This window comes from Nostoc sp. 'Peltigera membranacea cyanobiont' 210A (assembly GCF_002246015.1).
Lineage (GTDB): Bacteria > Cyanobacteriota > Cyanobacteriia > Cyanobacteriales > Nostocaceae > Nostoc.
The window spans coordinates 16,092-40,119 of record NZ_NOLJ01000014.1; the positions used below are offsets into that span (position 1 = coordinate 16,092).

General features: G+C 42.9%; 20 protein-coding genes. 10 read left to right on the top strand and 10 right to left on the bottom strand.

Annotation, left to right across the window (positions count from 1 at the left end):
- Together CDG76_RS38805 and CDG76_RS32430 are read left to right on the top strand one after the other, a co-directional pair.
- Positions 1-655: IS4 family transposase (locus tag CDG76_RS38805; RefSeq protein WP_223265483.1), on the top strand; the 655-nt coding region annotated here is incomplete at its 5' end.
- Positions 656-889: 234 nt separating this feature from the next.
- A complete protein-coding gene (locus tag CDG76_RS32430; protein ID WP_094352958.1) occupies positions 890-1,888 on the top strand; it encodes an aldo/keto reductase in 999 nt (332 codons plus the stop codon).
- A gap of 94 nt (positions 1,889-1,982) precedes the next feature.
- Here CDG76_RS32430 and CDG76_RS32435 read toward each other — a convergent pair whose 3' ends face one another.
- The 3 genes from CDG76_RS32435 to CDG76_RS32445 all read right to left on the bottom strand — a co-directional run bounded on the left by CDG76_RS32435 (position 1,983) and on the right by CDG76_RS32445 (position 5,734).
- Positions 1,983-2,621, bottom strand: a complete 639-nt coding sequence (locus tag CDG76_RS32435; RefSeq protein WP_094352959.1) for a PadR family transcriptional regulator — start codon at positions 2,619-2,621, stop codon at positions 1,983-1,985.
- A 1,159-nt stretch (positions 2,622-3,780) separates the two neighbouring features.
- Positions 3,781-4,236 (bottom strand): tRNA (adenosine(37)-N6)-threonylcarbamoyltransferase complex ATPase subunit type 1 TsaE, encoded by a 456-nt coding sequence (gene tsaE / locus CDG76_RS32440; protein ID WP_094352960.1) that lies wholly within the window; start codon positions 4,234-4,236, stop codon positions 3,781-3,783.
- A gap of 109 nt (positions 4,237-4,345) precedes the next feature.
- Positions 4,346-5,734: a gluconeogenesis factor YvcK family protein gene (locus tag CDG76_RS32445; RefSeq protein WP_094352961.1), complete on the bottom strand. Its 1,389-nt coding sequence runs from the start codon at positions 5,732-5,734 to the stop codon at positions 4,346-4,348.
- 175 nt (positions 5,735-5,909) lie between these two features.
- Here CDG76_RS32445 and ruvC point away from each other — a divergent pair, with 175 nt between their 5' ends.
- The 7 genes from ruvC (at position 5,910) to CDG76_RS32475 (ending at position 14,069) form a co-directional block, all read left to right on the top strand.
- Complete coding sequence (gene ruvC, locus CDG76_RS32450) at positions 5,910-6,401, top strand: crossover junction endodeoxyribonuclease RuvC (RefSeq protein ID WP_094352962.1); 492 nt, start codon at positions 5,910-5,912, stop codon at positions 6,399-6,401.
- A gap of 32 nt (positions 6,402-6,433) precedes the next feature.
- Positions 6,434-6,571, top strand: coding sequence for a hypothetical protein (locus CDG76_RS37905; protein ID WP_190241049.1), 138 nt, complete (start codon positions 6,434-6,436; stop codon positions 6,569-6,571).
- 236 nt (positions 6,572-6,807) lie between these two features.
- Positions 6,808-7,341 (top strand): translation initiation factor IF-3, encoded by a 534-nt coding sequence (gene infC, locus CDG76_RS32455; RefSeq protein ID WP_094352963.1) that lies wholly within the window; start codon positions 6,808-6,810, stop codon positions 7,339-7,341.
- Between the two features lie 343 nt (positions 7,342-7,684).
- Positions 7,685-10,690, top strand: a complete 3,006-nt coding sequence (locus tag CDG76_RS32460; protein ID WP_094352964.1) for an MFS transporter — start codon at positions 7,685-7,687, stop codon at positions 10,688-10,690.
- Between the two features lie 171 nt (positions 10,691-10,861).
- The gene (locus CDG76_RS32465; RefSeq protein ID WP_094352965.1) at positions 10,862-11,539 is read left to right on the top strand and encodes a potassium channel family protein; all 678 of its coding nucleotides are present in this window, start codon (positions 10,862-10,864) and stop codon (positions 11,537-11,539) included.
- Positions 11,540-11,607: 68 nt separating this feature from the next.
- A complete protein-coding gene (locus CDG76_RS32470; protein ID WP_094352966.1) occupies positions 11,608-12,162 on the top strand; it encodes a DUF3124 domain-containing protein in 555 nt (184 codons plus the stop codon).
- Positions 12,163-12,434: 272 nt separating this feature from the next.
- Positions 12,435-14,069, top strand: a complete 1,635-nt coding sequence (locus CDG76_RS32475; RefSeq protein WP_094352967.1) for an alpha-D-glucose phosphate-specific phosphoglucomutase — start codon at positions 12,435-12,437, stop codon at positions 14,067-14,069.
- Positions 14,070-14,390: 321 nt separating this feature from the next.
- On the opposite strand, the gene CDG76_RS32480 is transcribed toward CDG76_RS32475, so the two are convergent.
- Entirely contained in the window at positions 14,391-15,944 is a 1,554-nt protein-coding gene (locus CDG76_RS32480) for a cation:proton antiporter (protein ID WP_094353057.1), read from the bottom strand.
- Between the two features lie 70 nt (positions 15,945-16,014).
- Positions 16,015-17,016 carry a DUF389 domain-containing protein gene (locus tag CDG76_RS32485; RefSeq protein WP_094352968.1) on the bottom strand — a complete coding sequence of 334 codons (1,002 nt, stop codon included), beginning with the start codon at positions 17,014-17,016 and terminating at the stop codon, positions 16,015-16,017.
- Between the two features lie 130 nt (positions 17,017-17,146).
- Here CDG76_RS32485 and CDG76_RS32490 point away from each other — a divergent pair, with 130 nt between their 5' ends.
- On the top strand, positions 17,147-18,694 hold the full coding sequence (locus tag CDG76_RS32490; RefSeq protein ID WP_094352969.1) for a cation:proton antiporter: 1,548 nt from the start codon (positions 17,147-17,149) through the stop codon (positions 18,692-18,694).
- A 261-nt stretch (positions 18,695-18,955) separates the two neighbouring features.
- Here the strand turns inward: CDG76_RS32490 and CDG76_RS32495 are convergent, their stop codons facing one another.
- The 5 genes from CDG76_RS32495 to CDG76_RS32515 form a co-directional block, all read right to left on the bottom strand.
- The gene (locus CDG76_RS32495; RefSeq protein WP_094352970.1) at positions 18,956-20,008 is read right to left on the bottom strand and encodes a saccharopine dehydrogenase family protein; all 1,053 of its coding nucleotides are present in this window, start codon (positions 20,006-20,008) and stop codon (positions 18,956-18,958) included.
- Positions 20,009-20,020: 12 nt separating this feature from the next.
- Positions 20,021-20,329, bottom strand: a complete 309-nt coding sequence (locus CDG76_RS32500) for a putative quinol monooxygenase (protein WP_094352971.1) — start codon at positions 20,327-20,329, stop codon at positions 20,021-20,023.
- A gap of 29 nt (positions 20,330-20,358) precedes the next feature.
- A complete protein-coding gene (locus tag CDG76_RS32505; protein ID WP_094352972.1) occupies positions 20,359-21,999 on the bottom strand; it encodes a lipoxygenase family protein in 1,641 nt (546 codons plus the stop codon).
- A gap of 89 nt (positions 22,000-22,088) precedes the next feature.
- Positions 22,089-23,522 (bottom strand): c-type cytochrome, encoded by a 1,434-nt coding sequence (locus CDG76_RS32510; RefSeq protein ID WP_094352973.1) that lies wholly within the window; start codon positions 23,520-23,522, stop codon positions 22,089-22,091.
- Between the two features lie 88 nt (positions 23,523-23,610).
- The gene (locus tag CDG76_RS32515) at positions 23,611-24,021 is read right to left on the bottom strand and encodes a hypothetical protein (protein ID WP_094352974.1); all 411 of its coding nucleotides are present in this window, start codon (positions 24,019-24,021) and stop codon (positions 23,611-23,613) included.
- Between the last annotated feature and the right edge of the window lie 7 nt (positions 24,022-24,028).

Consider the following 24,028-nt stretch of genomic DNA (forward strand, 5'->3'; position numbering starts at 1 on the left):
AAACCCAGAGCGTGATGCAAGGACAGCAAAACTAACACTCTTTCAAGCCACTTTTGAGATACAAGTACCCTTACACCATATCCGACGTTTACAGTTGAAGCCTGTAAAATTGCAGGTAATTCTGGCACTTGAAGAAAACCCGCCAGATGGAATCAAACCGATTAGCTGGTTGTTGCTTACTACCCTTAAAGCTAACAGTTTTGAAGAGGCTGCCCGTTGCGTTCGCTGGTACACATATCGTTGGTTGATAGAACGTTACCACTACACATTAAAAAGTGGTTGTGGAATTGAAAAATTACAGCTTGAAACCGCAAGGCGAATCGATATGGCACTGGCAACATATTCAATTGTGGCGTGGCGTTTGTTATGGCTAACTTATGAAGCCAGATTTAACCCTGATATGCCATGTGGTTCTGTTCTAGAAATCGATGAATGGCAGTCTTTGTGTGCCACTATCAACAAAAATCCAATCCCACCCAAAAAGCCGCCTTCTTTACGCGAAGCAGTACGAATGATTGCAATATTAGGTGGCTTTTTAGGTCGAAAGGGTGATGGAGAACCTGGTGTTAAGACTATTTGGCGGGGATTACAGCGATTACACGATATCGCTGCAACCTGGAAACTACTCTACCAGAATTGTCAAATATGTATTTAGCGATCGCCGATCAAATTAACCTTATTCACATTCTCCTCCTTTTGTCAACTATCTACATGTTGCATTGTTCCATAATCCTTTTCCTGACTTACTTACAGCAATGTTAAGAAACATGTGACTAATGCATAGCCGCCTGCGGGGAGGGGAGACAAAGCGTAGCTTTGGCGGGGTGGGGTTCTTGAGGTTTAATAAGTAAGCAAGCGGACATGATATAAAACAACTGAGAAGCCCTATATGAATACCCAAAATAAAATTCAACATCGCCAACTTGGTTCTAAAGGTCTAACTGTTTTCCCCCTAGCTCTCGGATGTATGGGTATGTCCGGTATGTACGGCGCAGCAGACGAAAACGAAAGCATTGCAACTATCCAAGCAGCTCTCGATCGCGGGATGACATTATTGGATACTGGCGATTTCTATGGCAGCGGACACAATGAGATGCTAATTGGTCGGGCAATCAAGGATCGTCGAGACAAAGCACTAGTTTCTGTGAAATTCGGCGCTTTACGTACTCCCGATGGCGGATGGATTGGTATAGATTCGCGTCCCGCTGCGGTGAAAAACTTTGTCGCTTATAGTCTTACCCGATTGGGAGTAGACCACATTGACATCTACCGCCCAGCTCGATTAGACCCGCAAGTTCCCATTGAAGACACCATCGGAGCGATCGCCGAGCTAGTCACAGCTGGCTACATCCGACATATCGGACTATCGGAAGTGGGAGCGGACACTATCCGCCGCGCCCATGCCATCCACCCCATCAGTGACCTACAAATCGAGTACTCCCTGATTAGCCGTAGTCCTGAGAGCGAGATTTTTCCTGTACTGGAAGAACTTGGTATTGGCGTGACTGCTTATGGTGTGCTGTCACGAGGGCTACTGAGTGGCTCCACTCCAGCTACACAAGGAGACTTCCGTGCCTACTTACCACGCTTCAGTAAAGAAAACCTTGCTCAGAATCAACGCCCGATCGAAGAACTAAAGCAAATTGCTGCCGAGAAAGGAGTTCTTCCTTCACAGTTGGCTATTGCTTGGGTACTTGCAAAAGGCAGAAATATTGTGCCAGTCATCGGCGCACGTAAGCGCACCCAACTTTCCGAATCGTTGGCGGCTCTGGATGTGAATCTATCCCCGGAAGACTTAACCCGCATTGCAGCAGCAATTCCCGCATCTGCGATCGCAGGCACTCGTTATGATGAACATCAAATGCAAATGTTGGACAGCGAACGCTAATGCGATCGACATCGTAAGCAAAGTACGAGAGGGTTTGTAGTAAGCAATTTGGTGCTTAGAAAATAAGGACTAAAGTCTTACTACGAGCCTCTACTTATTTTTCAGCCAGAATCGCGTAAATTTCCCGTTTAACTTGCTCTAAAAGCTCCCGCACCCGATTTATCCGCTCCATATTGCCACTACGAGCAACCTGCACCACCGCAGCAGCTAACTCTGTGGCGGCATTCCGCAACTCAATAAACTCTTGGGGCTTACCTGTAACAAAACTCTTGAAGGTATCCCAAGGAGTGTCTGAAGGTTCTTGTTGGGCACGTTCTGCCAATAATTGTTTACCCTCATCCGTAATCGTATAAATCCGCTTGCCCCCTTCCTGTGCGCTCTTGAGATAACCACCTTCTTCCAACAATTGGAGTGTTGGATACACTGAGCCAGGACTGAGGCGACGGAAACCACCATAGCGAGTTTCCATCTCTTTAATCAGGTCATAACCATGACTAGGATGCTCGGATAACAATTCCAGCAGAATGAACTTGATGTCACCCCGACGAGTCCGGTGCTCATCTCCCCAACCACGACCAAACATTTCATTATCAAAGCGTTTGTCATGATGTCTACCATGATGCTTGTCATGATGGTTGCCATGTCCAAACCAAGACCTGACAAGCAATGAATCCTCTTCGCTAACTCCTGCCCATGCAGGTGCGCCAAAACGTGACCGAAAATGTCTAAACATAAGTGAATCTCAAATCAACTTTCTCTAATATACGATATATCGGAATATATCGCGATATATCGGAATGGAATTTTGATGAAGATTTGTAACGAAACAAACTTCGACTAGCTAAGAGTCTGCGCTTGTTCGACAAAAGACTAGACCTCTTGCAAAAGTCCCTAACACCCCACCCCCAACCCCTCCCCGCTCTTCGGGAGGGGAGACAAAGCGTAGCTTTGGCGGGGTAGGGTTCTTTCTTCTTTTTGATTTATGCAAGAGGTCTACTCTACCCATTGCAAAGATGCTTAATCTACGGCGTTTAATCGTAGATTAAGCATTTTTGCTTAACTCTGAAGTAATAGGTGTCACAAAGAGGTCACTCCACAGATAAAACCCTGTATTTTTACATGGTTTGGTTTTTTCGTGCCAACTTATTTAATACATCTTGTCTTTCTAGATAAAATATGTATAAATACGAGATATTTTAGTTAATCTTTTCTTGAGATCGGTGCTAATTACAGATGTGAATATAAGAATTTATTGCTAGTTAAAATTATTAAAATTAATTTTGTAAATTTATAAAATAGTTTATTTTTTTGTATAGATTGTGAACTTAACTTGGGAATACTAAGTGTAAGAAAAGTTAAAATTATACATAAAATGATGATTGCTTAACTTTTTTTACTAGCATTCGCTGCTAAATAATCTAGATTACTTTTTTGAACCATCGTAGGGAACTAATCGGGTTCAATCGAAGCTAACTAGTTCTCTCAAAACTCTCATTGACCCCAACAACAGTTTATTTACACTTGCTTGATTTGTATATCCCGTTTAGTTAAGAATCACTTTAGGTTCAATACTATTCGGATAAGATAACCCCGCCTGGATTTAAGGGAGTGAAGGAAAAAATAGTCTCCCTTTTAAAGAAAGCTAGTGTGTTGCGAACTTTCCTAAATTTATAGGAGCAGGTGTCAGCAAAGCTGACTACCAGTTTTCTATTGAAGAAAAACTGATTAAATATTTTTGTTTTGGTTGAGATAACAATGTTAGGAACTGATGGTGGCGAACGTGGTAGTGGCAGATAGGACGAGTGTAAAGTTCTCTCTCGATTATTTGCAGGAATTTTTGAGTGTTGCGATCAAAAAAGTGAAATCCCTCGTACTTTAGGCGAGAGATAAGCTTAAATCATGGCAATGACTTTGCTAATGGCACAATTGAATGGTGTGAGTTCAACTTGACGAGTGCCTTCATGTCCATAAGTTAAACTCACGCTCAGATAACTATCTGGTTTGTAGGGCAATCGTTCCGCCCATTCAACTGCCACAATTCCTGGTATCACTTCAACACCTTCCCAGTAACTTTCTAAATTTAGGGTTGCGACTTCTTGCGGTTCCAAGCGATATAAATCCAGATGGTAAAGGGGAAAGCGCCCTTCCGTGTACTCATTAATCAGCGTGAAAGTAGGACTGACAATGGGTTCAGCAATTCCTAAACCTTTACCAATGCCTTGAACTAAAGTAGTTTTACCAGCGCCTAAATCACCTTCTAGTAAAATTACGCTGCCAGGTGTCAGGGATTCGCCAAGAGTAATACCTAAGCGCAGCGTCGCTTCTGTATCTGCAAGAAAAATTTTCATGATTGAGGTATTGGGTATTACTGATTAGTCTAAACAAATGACAAATGACAAATTTTTATCTTCCTTAATTTTGAATTTTGTTAGCGCAGCGTTAGCGAGTCCGCGAGCGTCATTTTGAATTTTGAATTCCCCGAAGGGACTGACTTCTACCGTACCACCGCAATAACACTTGTGCTAGTTTTTGCGGATTGTGACGTACAAAACCTGTTTCATCTTCATACAAAACATTAGCTGGAACAATCCGTCGCCCTAGTTGAGTTACGGCTTCTCTATCGAGGAAAACGGGATGCGAGTTTTGTTGGGCGTAGCGGATAAGTGATTGCTCCGAAGGGGATTTTTTGTGTATTAATACAGCATCGAATAGTCGTCTTTCTCCACAAGCAGCATCAATTGCTCTGATGTGATCGGCAACAGTGTAGCCTTCAGTTTCTCCTGGTTGAGTCATGATATTGCAGATATAAATACGGGGGGCATCTGATTGAGCGATCGCATCGGCAATTTCTGGTACTAATAAATTAGGAATTAGGCTTGTATAAAGGCTACCTGGGCCAATAATGATGTAATCAGCTTCTTTAATTGCCTTAATAGCTGCTGGCACCGCCGGAGGATTAGCCGGAATGCAGCCAATTTTGACAATTTTACCGCCAGCTTTGGGAATACTAGACTCCCCCTCAATACGACGACCATCGGTTAATTCTGCCCAGAGGCGAACATCACTGAGAGTTGCTGGTAGTACTTGTCCTCGCACCGCTAGAACTTTAGAACTGGCTGCAACTGCTTGTTCTAAATCTCCAGTAATATCACTCATTGCCGTTAAAAACAAATTGCCAAAACTGTGACCAGTTAACCCATCTCCAGCCCGAAAACGGTATTGAAACAATTCTGTTAATAACTTTTCTTCATCTGCTAGTGCAGCCAAACAATTGCGAATATCTCCTGGTGGTAGCACTCCAAACTCTTGACGCAAACGCCCAGAAGATCCACCATCATCAGCGACAGTGACAATTGCAGTAATATTAGCGCTGTAGGTTTTCAGTCCCCTCAACAACGTAGAAAGTCCCGTACCACCACCAATTACCACTATTTTTGGGCCTCGGTACAATCGACGATGAGCCATCAAGACATCAATGAGTTCCTCCCCGCCTTCTGCTCTTAGTACCTTAGTAATTGAGCCTACGGTGCGAGTTTGCCCCCAAAGCACTAACAGCAAGCCGCCAAGCAGCACCAAAGGGCCACTGATATAGTTCGGTAAAAGGTTGGCGATCACTCCCAAGAAACCTCTAACCAACTCAATCATCCAAAAAATTGGGGTTAGCTTAATCCAAATGGCTAACCCCAAACTCGCCAGCAGTACACCCCCAACACTAATCAACAACCAACGTTTTACCGATAGTCCAGGGGATAACCATTTGAACCACTGGTTAACCCGATAGGAAGTACGAGAGCGCGACTGCTTTTGCAGGGCGTTGAGGGCTTGTCTGAGAAAACCATTTGACATACCTGAATTGGAGCAGTGCTACAAACAATAATTAACAGAAAATTTACACCGCTTGGTTTAAAAGACCAGGCGTGAAACTATTATATTTATCAATCCTATTAGACTAAGAGCAAGTCGTGAACATTGCCAGTATTTCTAGTTAAACAATAACCCTGGCTTGGTAAAAGTGAATTTAATGGAAAAACGAATTTTAGGATTAGATCCAGGACTGGCAATTTTAGGATTTGGGGTAATTAGCTGGACACAAAATCTCAAAAAGGTGCAAGAGACTACAGTAAATATGCTGGATTTTGGAGTAATTAAAACGTCAGCAGATGTAGAAATGGGACAGCGCCTATGTACCTTGTTTGATGATTTACACACTGTGATGGAGGAATTTCAACCAGATTTAGTGGCGATCGAGAAACTATTCTTCTATCGTATGTCAAGTACTATCCTGGTTGCACAGGCGCGGGGTATAGTCATTTTAGTGTTGGGGCAGCGTCGTCTTCCTTATGTAGAGTTTACTCCGGCTCAAATTAAACAAGCTTTAACAGGCTATGGCAATGCTGATAAGTCAGAAGTGCAAGAAGCGGTGGCGCGGGAATTGGATTTAGATGAAATTCCTAAGCCAGATGATGCTGCGGATGCTTTGGCAGTGGCTTTGACGGCTTCTTATCAGCTGTAGGTTTTCATCAAAGATTTGGGTTTGGGGACATAATGCTTTCTCTAAAAGCCCATGAACCATCACCAATACTGGACTCTCTTTCAGAAAACGCTCAAGGGCTAGTCCTGATAATGTTGCTCAATGCGATCGCCTACGGTGGCCGGTTACGCGATCGCAAAAAGTCTTGCTAAATAATTGTAATAATATTTAATATGAGTCTAAGTTGTCTAATTTAGATTAACTATTGCAGAGAAATTCTCTCAGACTGAGTAAAATGACAAATAGAACGAGGCAACTATTTTATGGATTAGTTACCCTAGAACTGGAGACTATGTTTTCAGTCCTGAGTTACTTCTGTATTTTGCCTCTGAGGCATACCAATTTAGACTACACCAAATCCTTCATTTAAGAGCTCCCACTAATCATAATGGCTGTGATTGAGAAGAAAAGAACTCGCGATCTGCCCCAAATTAACGAACGAATTCGCTTCCCGAAAATTCGGGTCATTGACACTGACGGTGCCCAACTGGGAATTATGCCCCCACAGGAAGCACTACAACTAGCAGAAGAAAAAGAGCTAGATTTGGTGCTAATCAGCGATAAAGCTGACCCGCCGGTTTGTCGGGTTATGGACTACGGGAAATACAAGTTTGAGCAGGAAAAAAAGGCGCGAGAAGCCCGGAAAAAACAGCACACGGCTGATGTCAAAGAAGTTAAGATGCGCTACAAAATAGAAGAACACGACTACAATGTGCGTGTTAAGCAAGCAGAACGCTTTTTGAAAGATGGCGATAAAGTCAAAGCGACTGTGATGTTCCGGGGTCGAGAAATTCAACACAGCGACCTAGCAGAAGATTTGCTCAAGCGAATGGCAACGGATTTGGAGCCTTTTGGTGAGCTTCAACAAGCGCCTAAAAAAGAAGGACGAAACATGATGATGCTCATTTCGCCTAAAAAATAATTCTCTAACTGTTTAATAGACCAAGTTTGAAAATCCCCTGACTTCTAGCCAGGGGATTTTTTCATCTTTTATTTGAATGCAATATACGCTTTGAGCGCACAGTTAGCTATGCACTCCTACAAAAGCGTTTAAATTTATCTAAAATCGATAGTCCTGAACGCTGAGTGGGAAACATAATACTCAGTTGCTCAGGACTTTTGCTATTTCCAGGGAATGGAGAGACAAGGGAGTTAGGAGGACAAGGGGACAAGGAGAGCAACCAAGGAAGGTATATTTCTTTCCCCCTGCCCCCTGCTCCCCTGCCTCCCCATTACGCGGTGATACTACCAGAAAATAAAACTGCATGGAACTGAAAAATCACTGGTTGGCTGCACATAAAGTTGCTTTACCACGACTACTACAGTGGGTGAATCTCCGACCAGAGGAGAGCGAACGAACCCAGATAATGTTTCTTTTTTACACAACTGTATGTGTAGGATTGCGGTGGGCAGAAGACAGTACGGTGGCGCTGTTTTTGGATGAATATGGGACTCATTTACTGCCGTGGATGTATATTGCTAGTGCGGTAATGAGTGCCGGACTGGTTTTTTTATACTCTTGGCTGCAAAAGATTTTTCCCTTACGTCGGGTAATTGTGGCGATCGCACCTTGCATGTTGATGCCATTAGTTTTATTAGTTATATTACGTTGGGGATATCATTTTTCCTACCTGGCAGTGATTTCGGCATTTCTGCTGCGGCTGTGGGTAGATGCACTTTATGTGGTCAATGACCTCAACACTTCCATTGTCGCCAACCAAATATTTAATATTCGGGAGATTAAACGGACTTACCCACTGGTGAGTAGTGGTCTTTTGGTAGCAGATGTGATCAGTGGCTTTAGCTTACCTTGGCTAGTGCAATACACCACGTTGAATAAGATCATCCTCATCGCCTGTATCGTGATTTTATTAGGATCGGGGATTCTATTCTATTTAACTCATCACTATCGAGCAGCTTTTCCTGAAACCCCACAAAGACTAGTTCCCGAACAACAAGCTTCACGAGAGCGTTTCATTAAAAGTCCCCTAAAGCGGTACGTCTGGCAGTTGTTTGCTTTTGTGGGACTGTTGCAAGTCATTGGGTTGTTAATAGATTTTCAGTATCTGCGCGAACTCCAATCCAATTTGAGCGACCGAGAACTTGCGAGCTTTTTGGGTCTTTTTGGTGGAATGTTGGGACTGTGTGAGTTGTTGTTGCAGTGGTTTTTTTCCAGCCGACTCATCGAACGCATGGGGGTATTTTTCACTGCGACGCTTTTACCAATTACCGTCGGCTTTTCACTCCCAGGAGTGCTGGTATTACTGCATTTAATTCCAGCCATGCAATCGCAAAGCTTTTTCTGGGGTTTGATAATTGTCAAATTCTTTGATGAACTTCTGCGCTACACCTTTGTGATGAGTAGCGGCCCCATCTTGTATCAACCGATTCCAGAGGCAATTCGCAGCCGGATGCAGACTTTATCTGGTGGAACTGCCGAAGCGATCGCTACAGGTTTGACAGGAGCGCTAATTTTTGCAACTATCTTGTTTTGTGGGCGATTTGTACCCGAACCACTACAAAAATGGGTGTTGGTAGCAGAAACCATGCTGATAACTGGCACTTGTTTAACAGTAGTTTGGGAATTGCGATCGCGCTATGTGGAACTGTTAGTCTTGAGTGTGGCGCGGGGTCACTTGAGTGCAAGCAATGTCGGCTTACGATTTTTCAAACAGGGTGTAGTCAAAGCTTTAGCAGAAAAAGGCAGTGAGGCTGATAAACGCTCTTGTATTGAACTTTTAGCCCAAATTGACTCCCAAGGCGCGGCGGAAGTTTTAGCACCGCTACTAGTGAAGTTAACCCCAGATTTGCAGCGCCAAAGTTTGGAAGTGATGCTGATGGGAGGTGTCAATCCGGTTTATCTAGCCGCCATCCGTCCTTTGTTAGAAGAATCCCAAGAAACTAACCCCGAAGTTTTTGCTTTAGCGTTGCGCTACGTTTGGCTGGCGGAACCAAATCCCAATTTAAGCCTCCTAGAAGAATATTTACACCCCCGACAAAACTCACTCATCCGCGCCACCGCCGCCGCTTTAGTCTTACGCCAGGGAACGCCCATGCAAAAGGTAGTAGCTACGCAAACCATGCGCCGGATGCTAACTCATAAGCAAGAACGGGAACGGGTGAATGGAGTTAGAGCGTTGAGAGAAGCAGTTTATTTGCAGGCATTGCGGATTCATATCCCGAATTTATTACAAGATGAGTCATTACGGGTGCGCTGTGCCGTATTAGAAATGATTTCAGCCACCCATTTAGAAGAGTACTATTCGGCACTGATTGCAGCACTTTATTACAAATCAACCCGCAGCACAGCCATGTCAGCCCTAGTGCGACTAGAAAATGAAGCTTTAGAAATGCTGTTGCGGTTGGCAACCAATATTTACAAACCAGAAGTAGTGCGGATGTATGCTTGGCGTACCATTGCTCAAGTCGGAACCCAGCAAGCATTGGAGAGTTTATGGGAAAACTTGGAAATATCCTGGGGTACTACTAGGGATAATATTCTCCGCAGCTTATTAAAAATCCACAAACAACCAGGAATTAAGGGTTTAGTAGATCGATTTTATGAAAGTCGGGTAGAAAATTTAATTAAGCAGGAATTAAAGTTTTTAGGTGAAATTTACGCCGCATACATTGACTTCCAAACACTAGACCAAAAAGAAAATTATCAATCCAATGAGAGGATTGTGATTGTCTCTGAATTACTGCAACGCGCCCTTATCGAATTGGAATTGGATGTCAAAGAGCGGCTGCTACTATTACTGAAACTGCTTTATTCGCCAGAAAAGATGCAGGCAGCATCCTTCAATCTGCGATCGCTCTCAGTGGTAAACTTAGCGCGGGGGTTAGAAATCTTAGAGCATACCGTAACTTTGTCTTCAAAGTCTTTATTGCTGAATATTTTAGATAACCGGCCACAGGCAGAAAAATTACAATATCTTGTCGAAGCCAAGATCGTAGAATATGAGAACATGATAGTTAGCGATCGCCTCCACAGATTGCTGATGTTGGGTAACTTACTTTCTGATTGGTGCCTAGCTTGCTGTTTTCATTATGCTCAGGTGACACGCATCCGACTAACCAGTTCTGAGATATTAGTGAGTTTGCGTCATCCCACCGGCTTTGTCAGAGAAGCTGCGATCGCATACTTGAATATGGTTTCACATCGCGTTCTCCTGCAAATCCTCCCCCAGCTACAAAAAGATCCACATCCTTTAGTGTCTGCTCAAGTTAAAGAGTTACTCGAAAAATACCAATTCAAAAATTACAATTGAAAAAACCTTCAATCGCTGTAGAAGTAGAATTAATGCCCAATGCCCAATAACTAATGACCAATGACAAATGACAAATGACAAATGACAAATGACAAATGACAAATGACAAATGACCAATGACTATTTGTTAACCTGTAAACTGAAGTAAAAATTCAAAGAATATCAGGAATCATGTACGTACTCATCGGTGGAGCAGGCTTAGTGGGGCTAAGTTTAGCGCAAAAACTGGTAGAACTAGGACATACTGTTGCCGTAATTGACATTGACCCTATCGCTTGCCGCTACGCCCGCGAACAAGTAGGAGCAATGGCTTTTGAAGGCAGTGCTGTGAGTACAGAAGTATTGTTAGAAGCGGGGATTCGCAAAGCCGGTTCCTTGGCAGCAGTTCTGAGAAGTGATGCCTTAAACTTAGCAATGGTAACTCTTGCTAAACACTACGGCGTCACCCATATTTTGAGTCGGATGCGCCACCCCGATTTTGCCGAACCATTGCGGATAGCTGGAGCCAACCATATTATCAGTACTGTGGAACTATCAGTTTCAACAATGGTGAATGCCATTGAGTATCCACAAGTGGAATCAATGATGCATTTTGAGCAGGGACAGATTGAGGTTCTGAAACTTTCCATTCCCAACAATTGCTATGTTGCCGGTCGTAGCGTTGCCGAAATTGCTCAAGATCCCCAATTCCCCACTGGTTCGCTAATTATTGGCTATCAATCTCATCCCCACGAAGATTTGATGATTCCTAACGGCAGTACAATACTGGAACCTCATTCAACTGTGCTGATTGTGACTAAACCAAGATGCTTACATCAAGTCATTGATTTTATTGAACAAAGATGTTGAGCGCAGTTCCTACCTAAACTGTTTATTAGGTAGGGTTGGCTACACATATAAAAAATTGGTGAGTTTTGATGAAGCTGTATAGATATATTTATTTAGCGATCGCTGTTATTATTCTTGCATCTTGTGAATCAACACCCAAGTCACAACCCAATGCCATTCCAGCAACCCCATTACAAAAAACAGTGACGCTGGATCAGAATTTTAAGATAGCCAGCGGTCAAACTCTTTATGTTCCAGTCTACTCTCATATCTATCATCACAATCGCCAAGAGGTTTTTGAGTTAGCAGCTACGCTTAGTATTCGGAATACAGATTTGACCAATCCGATTATTATTACTTCTGTGCGCTACTACAACTCAGAAGGGAAACTAATTAAGCAGTATTTAGAGCGCCCTATTCAACTTGATGCGCTGGCTTCGACAGATTTTTTTATCAATAGAAATGACACCAGTGGAGGTTTAGGCGCAAACTTCATTGTCGAGTGGGTAGCCCAAACAGAAATATCCGAACCGATAGTGGAGGCAGTCATGATTGGTACTGACTTTCAACAAGGAATTTCTTTTATCAGTCCTGGTAGAGTAATTAAAAGTCAAAATAACGATAAGCGATCGCCTTTAAAATAGAAATTTTCAAAAGCTAATTTATCGAGCAGAATTCAGCACTCAGCACTCAGCACTCAGCACTCATCACTCAGCCCTCAGCACTCATTACTCAGCCCTCAGCACTCAGCACTCATCACTCATCACTGAGTATGGTAAAAGGGGCTGTATGGTGCGGCGCTATCGAAAATTGGAGAACAAGGGAGTTAGTAGCCAATAGATAGATAATACTTAGCAATTTTTTTTTTGTAACGAACTTATGTAAAGCTGTAAAAGAAAAATGCCTTGTTAAATCTATGAACATCCATAAAGTCTCTACTACTCCCTTCAGCGACCAAAAGCCTGGTACTTCTGGGCTGCGGAAAGCAGTTAAGGTTTTTCAGCAGCCCCACTACCTGGAAAATTTTGTCCAATCCATCTTCGATTCTGTAGGGGACTTGCAGGGACAAACCATAGTCCTGGGTGGTGATGGTCGTTATTACAATCGCCAAGCCATTCAAATCATTTTGAAAATGGCTGCGGCCAATGGAATTGGGCGGATTAAAGTTGGCCAACGGGGGATTTTGTCTACTCCTGCAACTTCCGCGATTATTCGCAAGTACGAGGCTATTGGTGGCGTCATCTTGTCTGCTAGCCATAATCCGGGCGGGCCAAATGGTGACTTTGGCGTGAAATATAACATTAACAACGGTGGCCCAGCGCCGGAAAAGGTGACAGAGGCTATGTACGATCGCAGTAAAGTGATTGATAGCTACCAAATTCTGGAAGCATCAGATGTAGATTTAGAAACTTTGGGTGAGTCACATTTAGGAGAGACGGTAGTTGAGGTGATTGACTCCGTACATGATTATCAAGAGTTAATGGAGTCCCTGTTTGATTTTGAACGGATTCACCAACTGTTGACAAAAGGAAATTTTCGGTTCAGCATCGATGCCTTACATGCGGTGGCTGGCCCTTATGCCCATGCTATTTTTGAGCAACGTTTAGGCGCACCAGTGGGAACTGTGCAAAATGGTACACCCCTAGAAGACTTTGGCGGCGGCCACCCTGACCCAAATCTGGTTTATGCCCATGATTTGGTGGATATTTTGTACGGAGAGAATGCACCCGACTTTGGGGCAGCTTTTGATGGAGATGGCGATCGCAATATGATCTTAGGGCGTAAGTTCTTTGTCACCCCTAGCGATAGCCTCGCAGTGTTAGCCGCAAACGCCAAGCTAGTCCCTGGTTATAGTGCAGGTTTAGCCGGGGTAGCGCGATCGATGCCTACTAGCCAAGCAGTAGATCGAGTTGCTGCTCAGATTGGGATTGAATCTTATGAAACACCCACAGGCTGGAAGTTTTTCGGCAATCTCTTAGACGCGGGGAAAGCAACTCTGTGCGGTGAAGAAAGTTTTGGTACCGGCTCTAACCATATCCGTGAAAAAGATGGGCTATGGGCTGTCCTGTTTTGGCTGAATATCCTAGCAGTCCGGCAACAATCTGTTGAGCAGATTGTCCGGGAACACTGGCAAACCTATGGACGCAATTATTACTCTCGCCATGACTATGAAGAGATAGAGACAGGCCCAGCCAACACTTTAATAGAAAGACTGCGTTCCTTATTGCCAAATCTTAAAGGCAAGCAATTCGGTAACTATCAAGTTGAATACAGTGATGACTTTAGTTATACCGACCCTGTTGATGGTAGCATTAGCGAGCAACAAGGTGTTCGCATTGGCTTTACTGATGGCTCCCGCATTGTCGTGCGACTTTCTGGTACGGGGACTCAAGGTGCAACCCTAAGAGTTTATCTAGAAAGCTACGAGCCAGATCCCGCCAAACATGACCTCGATCCACAGCAAGCACTTGCTTCTTTAATCACTATTGCTCAGGAGATAGTCCAGATTCGCGAACTGACAGGACGGGAACAGCCAACTGTAATCACCTAGCACTTTGTTAATACCAACTTGAAAAAAGAATGCGACAAATAGACCCTCTGTAGAGACGCGATGAATCGCGTCTTTACCCAAGGATGTGTTGCAATCCTTAATTTAATTGGTATAAGCTAGTTTTGAGGTTTGTAGTAAGAATTTTAGTGCTTAGAAAGTAACGACTAAAGTTCTTACTCTGACCGATCTTTTTTTACCTGAAAACGGTCACAATGCTGTATTTTCTCTGCTTCAGCTTCTTTGTCACCCCCTTCAGAATAACGAAGCTCAAAGGTTCATTGATAAAACCCAGACTATGCCCCATTCCCAATCCCCATATCCTTAATCATCTTCTAATTTCAGTAATTGTTCATCGAGAGTTTGTATCCGTCCACGCACAATTTCTTCCGAGAGAATTCGCTTCCGCATTGCCTCATTGAGCGCTCCTTTTTCTGCCAGCAGTAAACGTCGGCGAATAGCTTCAAGTTTACTACTCTTGCCACTTCCACCTTCCACCTCATCAGGGCGACGATTATATAATTCGCGTAGTGTTTTTTCTGCACCGGCAATTCGTACCTGATAAGCTGAACGCATCTCTTCATAAACGGCTTTTGGTAATACCCCTGATTTCAACAAGCTATCTAATTCATCTTGTGCTGCCTTACCCGTTATCAACTGAGCTTGCAACTCTTCAACCTGTTGTTGAACTTCGGAAAATTTAGATAATTTTAAGCGTTTTACCACCCAAGGCAAACTTAAACCCTGTCCCACTAACGAAACCAGCACACAGCCGAAGACTATAGCTATCAGGACATCTCGCCCTGGCAGTGTTGTAGGTAAACTCAATGCCAGAGCCATTGAGAGTGAACCTTTAATGTTGCCTAAAAACAGTAAATGTTGCCAGCGCAGCGGAATTGGGCGGTCAATCCAACGAACTACTGCTAGCAGTGGATACACCGTAAGAACTCGCCCGATTTGATAAGCCAAAACTGCAAGTAGAATTGCAGGTAAAGTTTTCCAGAGCGTTACCAAATTTATTTCTACACCAATCAACAGAAAAATAAAGGTGTTGACAGTAAAACTCGCATATTCCCAAAAACTCAACAAAGTGATGCGGCTAGAAGCAGAAGTATTCTGAGAAAGCCCCAAATTCCCGAAAATTAATCCAGCTACAACTACGGCTACAGCACCTGATACACCGAGAAATTGCCCAACCTGAAAAGTTCCTAATGCAACTGCGACTGTGAGCAAAAGACTGCTAAGAGCATCATCTAAACGGGCGAAAACAGGTATACTCAAGTAGCCCAAGACTAACCCCACAACGCAGCCTCCTAGAGAGATAAATAGCAGTTGTTGGATTCCCTCTATAAATGTGAGTGAGCCTGTTGAATATACTTGCAAAATTAGGTTGAAGGAAACTAGGGCAGCGGCATCATTGAATAGAGTTTCTCCTTCAACGATGGTGGAAAGCCGCGAGGGTACTGGTATATCTTTAAATACAGCAATCATGGAAACAGTATCAGTGTTTGCCAGAATTACTCCGACAAATAACGCAGGTATCCAACTCAGTCCCAGCCCAAATTTCAACAGGACGGCAATAATCGCACTGGAAACCAAAGCACCTGGCCCAGCTAGTAGGGCAATTGGTTTAAAGGTGCTGCGTAGGCGGCTAACATCTGTATTAATACCAGCTTCAAAGATGAGAATTGGCAAGAAAAGATCCAAAACAAGGGTTGGATTTAAACCAATCCGACGAGACAATAACTCAGTGATGGGCAAACCAGCTAATACTAAACCCGTAACATAAGGGATTCTCAACCGCCGGGACAGCAAAGCTACACCTGTAGCCAGAACCAAGAGAATAATTGAAACTTTGACTAATTCGGTAACATCCACTATTACGTTTTGGAGAGTTAGTTTGACTTGACTGATAGATTCTCCCCTCATTCATGCCAAATTAGCAAGTTCAGGGAGTGGATTCGGAACGGCGAATTTCGTCAACTTGACCAACTTCAAAAATTAGCGTGAATGCTTGCCCCATCTCTTGTTTGATAAATGCTTCTAATAATTCTACTTGCCGAGGTGTGACGGGTTCTCTTGCCCGGACACTCAAACGCACTTCTGGGGGATTTGTCAACCAATTGGTATTACTGTTAAGCAACTGCAAGCGGCCAAAGGTGACAGTTCGGTTCAACAATGCCCGTCGTAGACTGCTTTCTAGTTGTGCTTGTCGTACAAGTCGGGCAAAGCTGACTCCCAAGGGAATTAGCAGGATAGCTGTCAATGCCATAGTCCAAATTAGGGGTTGACGCGCCCGCGCCATTGAAGTGTAACCTGCTACCACAAATGTCACCATACACGAGAGGGCAATACCTAGCAAGTTGGTGAGATAAAGTAGAGTTGCCCCGAAACTGAGTGACCAATTTCCTTGTGCCAAGCCTAAGCCAATGACACAAATGGGAGGCATGAGGGCAACAGCGATCGCAGTTCCCGCTAAACTACCAGAGATTTTCGTTTCAATTTTCGCGTAGCCACTGATACCACCAGCTGCTACCGCAATTCCCAAATCTAACAGCGTTGGTCTAGATCGAGCCAGTACTTCGCTACCATAACTCGGCAATCCCACCAGCAAACCCAGAGTAAAGGCGATCGCTACCGCTAATCCTGTACCCACCGCTACGGCAATAATTCCTTTGCGAAATAAGCTAATATCTGCTTGCAAAGCACCAAAAGCTAACCCGCGAATCGGCAACATCAGGGGGGCAATAATCATCGCGCCAATAATCACAGCCGCACTGTTAGACAATAAACCCAAAGTAGCAATTGCGCAGGAGCTAATAATCAAAATTATGTAAGCTGAGTCTAGAGTGGATTCAGCCAGCAAGTCTGTTTGTAGCTGTTGGAGTTGTTCCGGCTGCGAACCCCGACGGCGGAAATTTTTAAACCGGTCTCGAATGTTATTACCCAAGACCTTCCTCCTAAATACTCGGTTAACTGTTAAATCTTCTTTCTTTGTTAATTAAAGTCTTACATTAATCTAGTCTCATCTAAAAATAGTCAGATGAGGATAAAGGCAAAATTATACCAGGAATTTTCTTATGGTGCTTGAATCAGCGATCGCCGAGGAAGTCATTACAAATAATCTCAAGCAGTTTCTGTTGGTACTTTCGGTGTCTTTAGGCGTGGCGACACTACCGCAGATATTTAGCTGGTTTCGCAACATACCTTACACCTTACTATTGGTGATTGTCGGCTTAGGTTTGGCGTTTGTTGATGTCCGTTTAGTAACCCTTTCCCCCGAATTAATTTTGTTCATTTTTTTACCACCGCTGCTATTTGAAGCCGCATGGAATTTGAAATGGGCGGAACTGAAGCGGGATTTAGTGCCAATTTGCTTGTATGCGGTGTTTGGAGTGTTAATTGCGATCGCAGGGGTAGCGATCGCTCTCAATCAACTCGTTGGTATTTCTCTAACTACAGCTTTACTCATTGCAGCTAGTCTATCTGCCACTGACCCTGTTTCTGTCACCGCTTTGTTTCGTGAACTGGGCGTAGATAGTCGGCTTGTCACCTTAATGGAAGGCGAAAGCTTGTTCAATGATGGCATGGCTGTAGTTGCCTTTGGTTTTTTGGTAGCCTTATCTTTGGGAACTGTAGAATTGGAATTCCAGCCAATTTTATTACAGTTATTTACAGTTATTGGCATCGGTGTAGCGGTGGGAGCTTTTATCGGATTTGGTATTTCCTACCTTACCCAGCGTTTCGATTTGCCCTTAGTGGAACAATCTTTAACTCTAGTTTCCGCTTATGGGACTTACCTGATTATTGAAGACTTGGGCGGTTCTGGGGTAATTGGAGTTGTCACCACAGGTTTGATTTTAGGCAACTTTGGCTCTCGTATCGGCATGAATCCCCGCACCCGGATTATTGTTTCCGAATTTTGGGAATTTCTGGCGTTCTTTGTTAATTCAATTGTCTTCCTGCTAATTGGCGACCAAATACGCTTTGCTAGTTTAGGCGAAAACCTGCAAATCATAATGGTGACAGTCGCAGCAATGATTGTGATGCGGGCAGTTGGTATTTACATTCTCAGCAAATTGAGTACTAGCATCACCAAATCGGAAATTTCTTTACCAGAACAAACTATCCTATGGTGGGGTGGGTTACGCGGTTCCGTCTCCATTGCCCTGGCATTGAGTGTATCGACAATACTACCAGAGCGAGAAAAAATCATTGCAACGGTATTTGGAGTAGTTTTATTTACTCTACTTGTTCAGGGATTGACCATCAAACCTTTGCTGGAAAAACTCAATTTGCTAGGTGATGCACCCTTACGCGAGCAATATTTAGAATTCGTTGCCCGTCATGTTGCCTTAGAACGCGTTTTAGAACACCTCCAGGCAGACCAACGCCCCGGTATTGACCCAGAATTTCGCCGTTATCAAGAGACACTAATCAAAGGCGAACTTGCAGATTTACGGATGGAAATTGACAAATTACAAGGTGAATATCCGAATCTTCAGAGCTTTACGACTGAACAATTTCGAGGAGAACTGTTGGCAATTGAGGCAGATACTTATGCAGAATTTGTCAAATCTGGTCGGTTAAATAAAGAATTAACATCTATGCTTGAGGATGTTTTGTAGAATCAATCTCACGGAAGAAGATATCAAACCTAAAAACCCAGTTTCCTGGTATATCTTTACAGGACTAACGCAAACAATAGGCAAAAAGAATTATTTCCAGGTAGGGGCAATTCATGAATTGCCCCAGAGCGCGTATAGTTGCAGTTTGAAAAAAAATGCAACACATAGACCATTTGTAGAGACGCGATGAATCGCGTCTTTACCCAAGTATGTGTTGCAATCATCGATTGAATTGGTATTAGTTTTGCGTCAGTCCTAATTTTAGTCGAACCCGATAACTCCCGGAATTTCAAGGACAAAATCTGCCCCATATACGGATGCAGGAGTCTGGAATCCTACCTTAACTTCGCCTTTAATTACCCGTTTGATAACCGCTACAGCCGCTAATGCCGTAAAATCGTATGCTTCCGGGCCTAAGAGCTTTGCAGTTACTTGTTGACCAGTTTCATCTTCAGCAATACCAATTACTCGAACTTGTCCCTTGGCTCGTTCTGCCACCGTTGGCCCAGTGGGTAAAGTTTTAATTAGACTTGCTAAAGTACTTTGGAATAGAGACAAGTTAAATAACCATCCTAAATACTGGCTCGACTCCATCAAGAAGCGCACAGGATTAGGAAATACGGTATAAACCTCAATATTGAGAATACCCGTAGTCTGAAAGGCAGTGATAATATCAGCACGCCAAGGGTTTGTTACCGCTGTCACGGAGCCATAACCAAAATCAACTTTACGTCTTTTCGATGCTGGGCGAGATGGAATGAGCTTACCTGCTTCTCGGACTACCCCGATATGATGTAAAGTTGGCAGTACTGTATTTGCAGTTCCCTGAGATACACCGCCGACTGTTTCGTAGATTAAAATCAGTCGCGTTGCAACTGCTAACTTATGTTTGAGATAAGCAGCTACACAATCAGTAGGGACAACTCCAAATCCCACACCAGGGAGAAGCATTATCCCTGCACTTTTAGCCTCAGCATCTCGTGCTTGTAGCGCCTGAAATTCAGGTACTTCGCCAGCTATATCTAAATAATGAGTTTTAGTTTGAAGGCAGGCATCGACAAGTGGCTTTGAGGTTTTGGAGAAAGGCCCAGAGCAGTTGATGACAGCAATTATATCCTCAAGAGAGCGAGCGATCGCTTGCGGATCGTCTAAGCCAAAAACCCGAAAGTCCAAACTTAATTCATTGGCTACAGCTGCTAGTGAACTTTGATTGCGTCCAGCTAAAATTAATTCCAGTCCATTATTTTTAGCAGATTCAGCAATGAGTTTTCCAGCATAGCCAGTTGCACCATACAATAACACCCTTGATGTCATTATTATCACCAGCTAGGAGTTGTTCGCAATCTGCTGCCATAACCTGACTTCAGGTGGTTCAACTAAAAATTGTCCTGATTTTTCCCCTAAAGCTTTAATATACGGCTGCTCTAGGTGTTGAGCTAAAATTTCCTGGCTGACCCAGTTTTCATGCAACAGAAACAAAGATGGATCGTCAACAGATTGGTGCAAATCGTAATTAATACAACCTTCTTCTGTAAGAGTAAGAGCTATTACAGGTTGGAATTCCTGCTTGAAATTGTCTTCCAAACCTGGCTTCACTTTTAGTCGAGCGGTGACGGTTACTTGCTGATTTGACATTGTGATTCCTCTTTTTTACTAAAACTAATTCAAGTATTAATGCTGTTAATAATTTCCGAAGGCTTGAAGTAGTTGTAAGGTATGGGACGAGTTTGATTTCTAATGTCTATTTGCCGTTCTATTTCATGCAAATTTTGTTGGAATTGCACCACAATTTCCTGCGCCAATGAATCGGCAAACTCCTCATCATAAAAACCCAATTTGTCATAGTGGTACGATGTTAAAATCTCAGTCCACATCACCTGATCGGCAGCTTGTTTAAAAGGAGGAAGTATCTTCATGATAGTTTCCAAGTCCACACCTTTAGTTTCTGGAATTGGGTGGTAGGCTGCATAGGGCATATTGGGTACAAAAGCCATATATTCGTACTGAGAAAAATTCAAAGCAGAATGTAGAGGAGCGCAAGTGAATACTACCACACTGATGATTTCAATCAGTTGTTCTAGAGTCTCAATCTTGGCTGGCATTCCCTTGACTTTACCACCATCTTGAGCTACTAATTCTCTAGCCCAATTTTGCAACTCATAGTCGTCACTGATATCTTGTGAGGTTTTGTAATAGAGTTGCAAGTATTCAGCCACAAACTTTTCGACGGCATTCCAAATTAATATGCCATCGTCCCGGAAAGGAAAGTGCGGTAAAATTTCTGGGTTATCGGTTCGGCGACTTTTTATTAACCGAGGGAAGGTAAATTTTTCAACACTCCATTCTTCATAAACCTTCGCTACAAATCCAAGAGACTCCGCCAATGAACCTGCCATAAACTGATCAACCGGGCCTCCAGGTTGTAAAAACTGAGTGCGCCCCAAATCGTTATCAAATAGCATAAAACGGAAGTGGGGTTTTAACAGTAAAGCGATGGGATGATTTTCTGCTAGTTGCCGCGCAGTTACAATCGCGAACGGAGCCATAACTGCATGGGTATAGGCGAAATGACTACCCAATTCTTGATGGTTGCCATCAGCAATTTGAACGCAGGTTTTTGCCAAAAACCAATCTAAATGGGGGTCATCTGGTGTATAAATCACGCTTTTTCCACCAGAGTCATGATTAATCTGGATGGCAACAGGCACTAGAGAACCACCATTAGAACTATCATTACTTTGCCAGTAAAATAGAGCTTGTGGCTTGGGAAGGTACTTTTTAACATTATCGTAGACACCACCTTTAATATCAGATAATAAAGGATAATCTAAGAAATACAGCTTGCCTTCCTTGAGTGCTTTTTGCAAAGTAAATTCTGTACCTGCAACCTTCTGAAAATGTGCATCTGTGACAGCAAAATTATCAGGTAATACATCAATTTTTTGGATAGCTAATGGGTTCGCTCCAGAGAGTCGTTGTTCCGCAAAACAAGAGTCTGTTTTGTAATTTTTTATGACATCGGGTTTTGGTAGGAGTGACAAAAGTTCTTCGTATTCTTCCAATTCATCTAATGGGTCTAAGAAGTTTCTGGCTTTAGCAGCTAGCATATTTGGTGCAAGACTTGCCATACTTGCCAAACGTTTAGCAGTATATTCTGCCGAGAAGATTTCCTTATGAGGAACTTTATCAATGACTGGTAGAGGAGCTAGATAATCGTAATTAAATTTGTACTCTTCTCGATTTCTATCTAGCCAATTGATTCGGACATTAACATCAGGATCTTTTTGTGGTAAATATGGTTTCACGATTATCTCCAATTAAGTTTTTTAGCATTTGGTAGTAAAGGATCGACATCATAAAGTTGCTAAATGCTGATGTGATTTAGCAACTTTCATTACAGAGTTTTCAGATACTCAATCAAAGCTTTTTTATTCTCATCAGATAAATCAGTGCCATAAATATGTCCCTGACTTGAATTAGCAGTTACCGTCGTATCGTATTTAAAACCTATAGCTTTGGCTTCATCTCCCTCAGTAATAAAGCCAACTTTTTTCGGGTCGTAGACATCATATCCTCGATAGAAAACTTGAGGACGATTCTCTGGTTTTTCTAACAAATCTTGTAGAGATGGGACTGAACCATTATGTAAATATGGCGCTCTTAACCATAATCCATCTAGAGAAACAGATACATACCCATTGGTTTTGCGTAAGTTTTTAAAGTCCCAAGGGTAGCCATCACCAAAATGATTGTAAGTATCCGCTCCTTCTTGCGTCCACATATCTAATCGATGGCGGTCAGTTCCCACTTCTTCCACAGGGATAACAGTACCCGTTCTTTCCCCACCAAAAGCGTGACAAGATGCACAAGTATTAGCAAAAATTTGACTTCCTTTTGTAGCCACTTGCTCATCAATAGCAAATGGATATTTAGGAGGTGGTAGTTCTCGAATAAAATCTTCTACTCGTTGTAAATCGGCTACAGGAAGTGATTTTTTGGTAGCACCGTCACCAATTGCTCCAGTTTGAACAGTTTCTGTTAGTGAAGTTTCTAACCCATCCCAATGGAGTGCAAACCCTTTGTGCATCTTTTGATTCCAAAGAGGCATCATATCAGAGTTGCCAATAGTGTTATCTTTGGGCAACTTTAAAGTATTGAATTTAACTGGATTAAAAGGGTCAATTCGACCAGGGCCCCAGTTAGGACGAGAATCTGTCCAACTATAGTCTTCTTTTTGTTGCAGCAGTGCTTTCTTAGTTTGAGGAATTAGCACATAGCGATAAAGTAAATTTTCTAACCAGGAAAGGTTGTAATTATATTTGATTTCGTCAAGGATATAATCTGCTGTAAATCTCGCATCACCAGCAGTTGCACTCAAAAATCGTAAATAGCCTTGCGAATCAAACTTATTAGCAGGAGCAGCGGCCACAATTGTGGGTTTATCTTTCTCTGTTTTTCTATAGGTAGCAGTATGGCAAACGGCACAAGTTATACCGACGCGAGGGAAGCCAATGGTTTTTTTCGTAAATCCAACTGGCATTTCTTTACCCTCTTCCCATGTGATTCCCAAGGAAGTATAACCACCTGACCCTGGTAATTTATCAGGGAATATTCGTGGTAGTACCAGCCAAATCCAATAGGGAACACCTTGCGCTTCTTCTGTACCAATAGAACCATATTTAAAGTGTTCTTCAGGCGATTCATAATATGTGGGAACCTCTCGAAAAAGGTTGTACCATCCCACATACCCAACTACACCAGCTAAAAGGATCACAATTAAAACAATGCTTGTGATTACCTTACCTATGTTATTTTTGAGTATTGTCATGGCACTCTTTTGCTCCTTTGCAGAAGAATCTGTTTGTAGTGCAGGAATATACCTACACTAGACTAGGGATAAAATTAGAAGAATTGCTTCACTGGAATTGCAGCGATTGCATTTTGCTACGCATTGCTAAAGTCAGAAGAATTACTTCCGCTAATCCAAAAAACAGGTCTACAAAGGCAATGGATAAAAATCCTTTATCTTGCCCAAAGAAAAGCACTGCACAAATGAAAAATGTCGATCCGAAAGCTCTTGAAGGAAATATTGATATCCAGGCAGTTGCCTGATATCGGTACGGGTCAAGTGCCCCAGGAATATAAAATGCGCTAATAATAAACAACAGCATTCCCGCAGCGCGAACCCAGATAATTGGCTCTGGTATATGCATTTGAAGGAACGTCAACATTAGTTCTGGAAAGAAGCAAGAGGGAATGACAAAAAGCATATTAACAATAATGCCAACCCAAGTAACGCGACTAAACCATTTAGCGTAATTATTCATTTTTCTC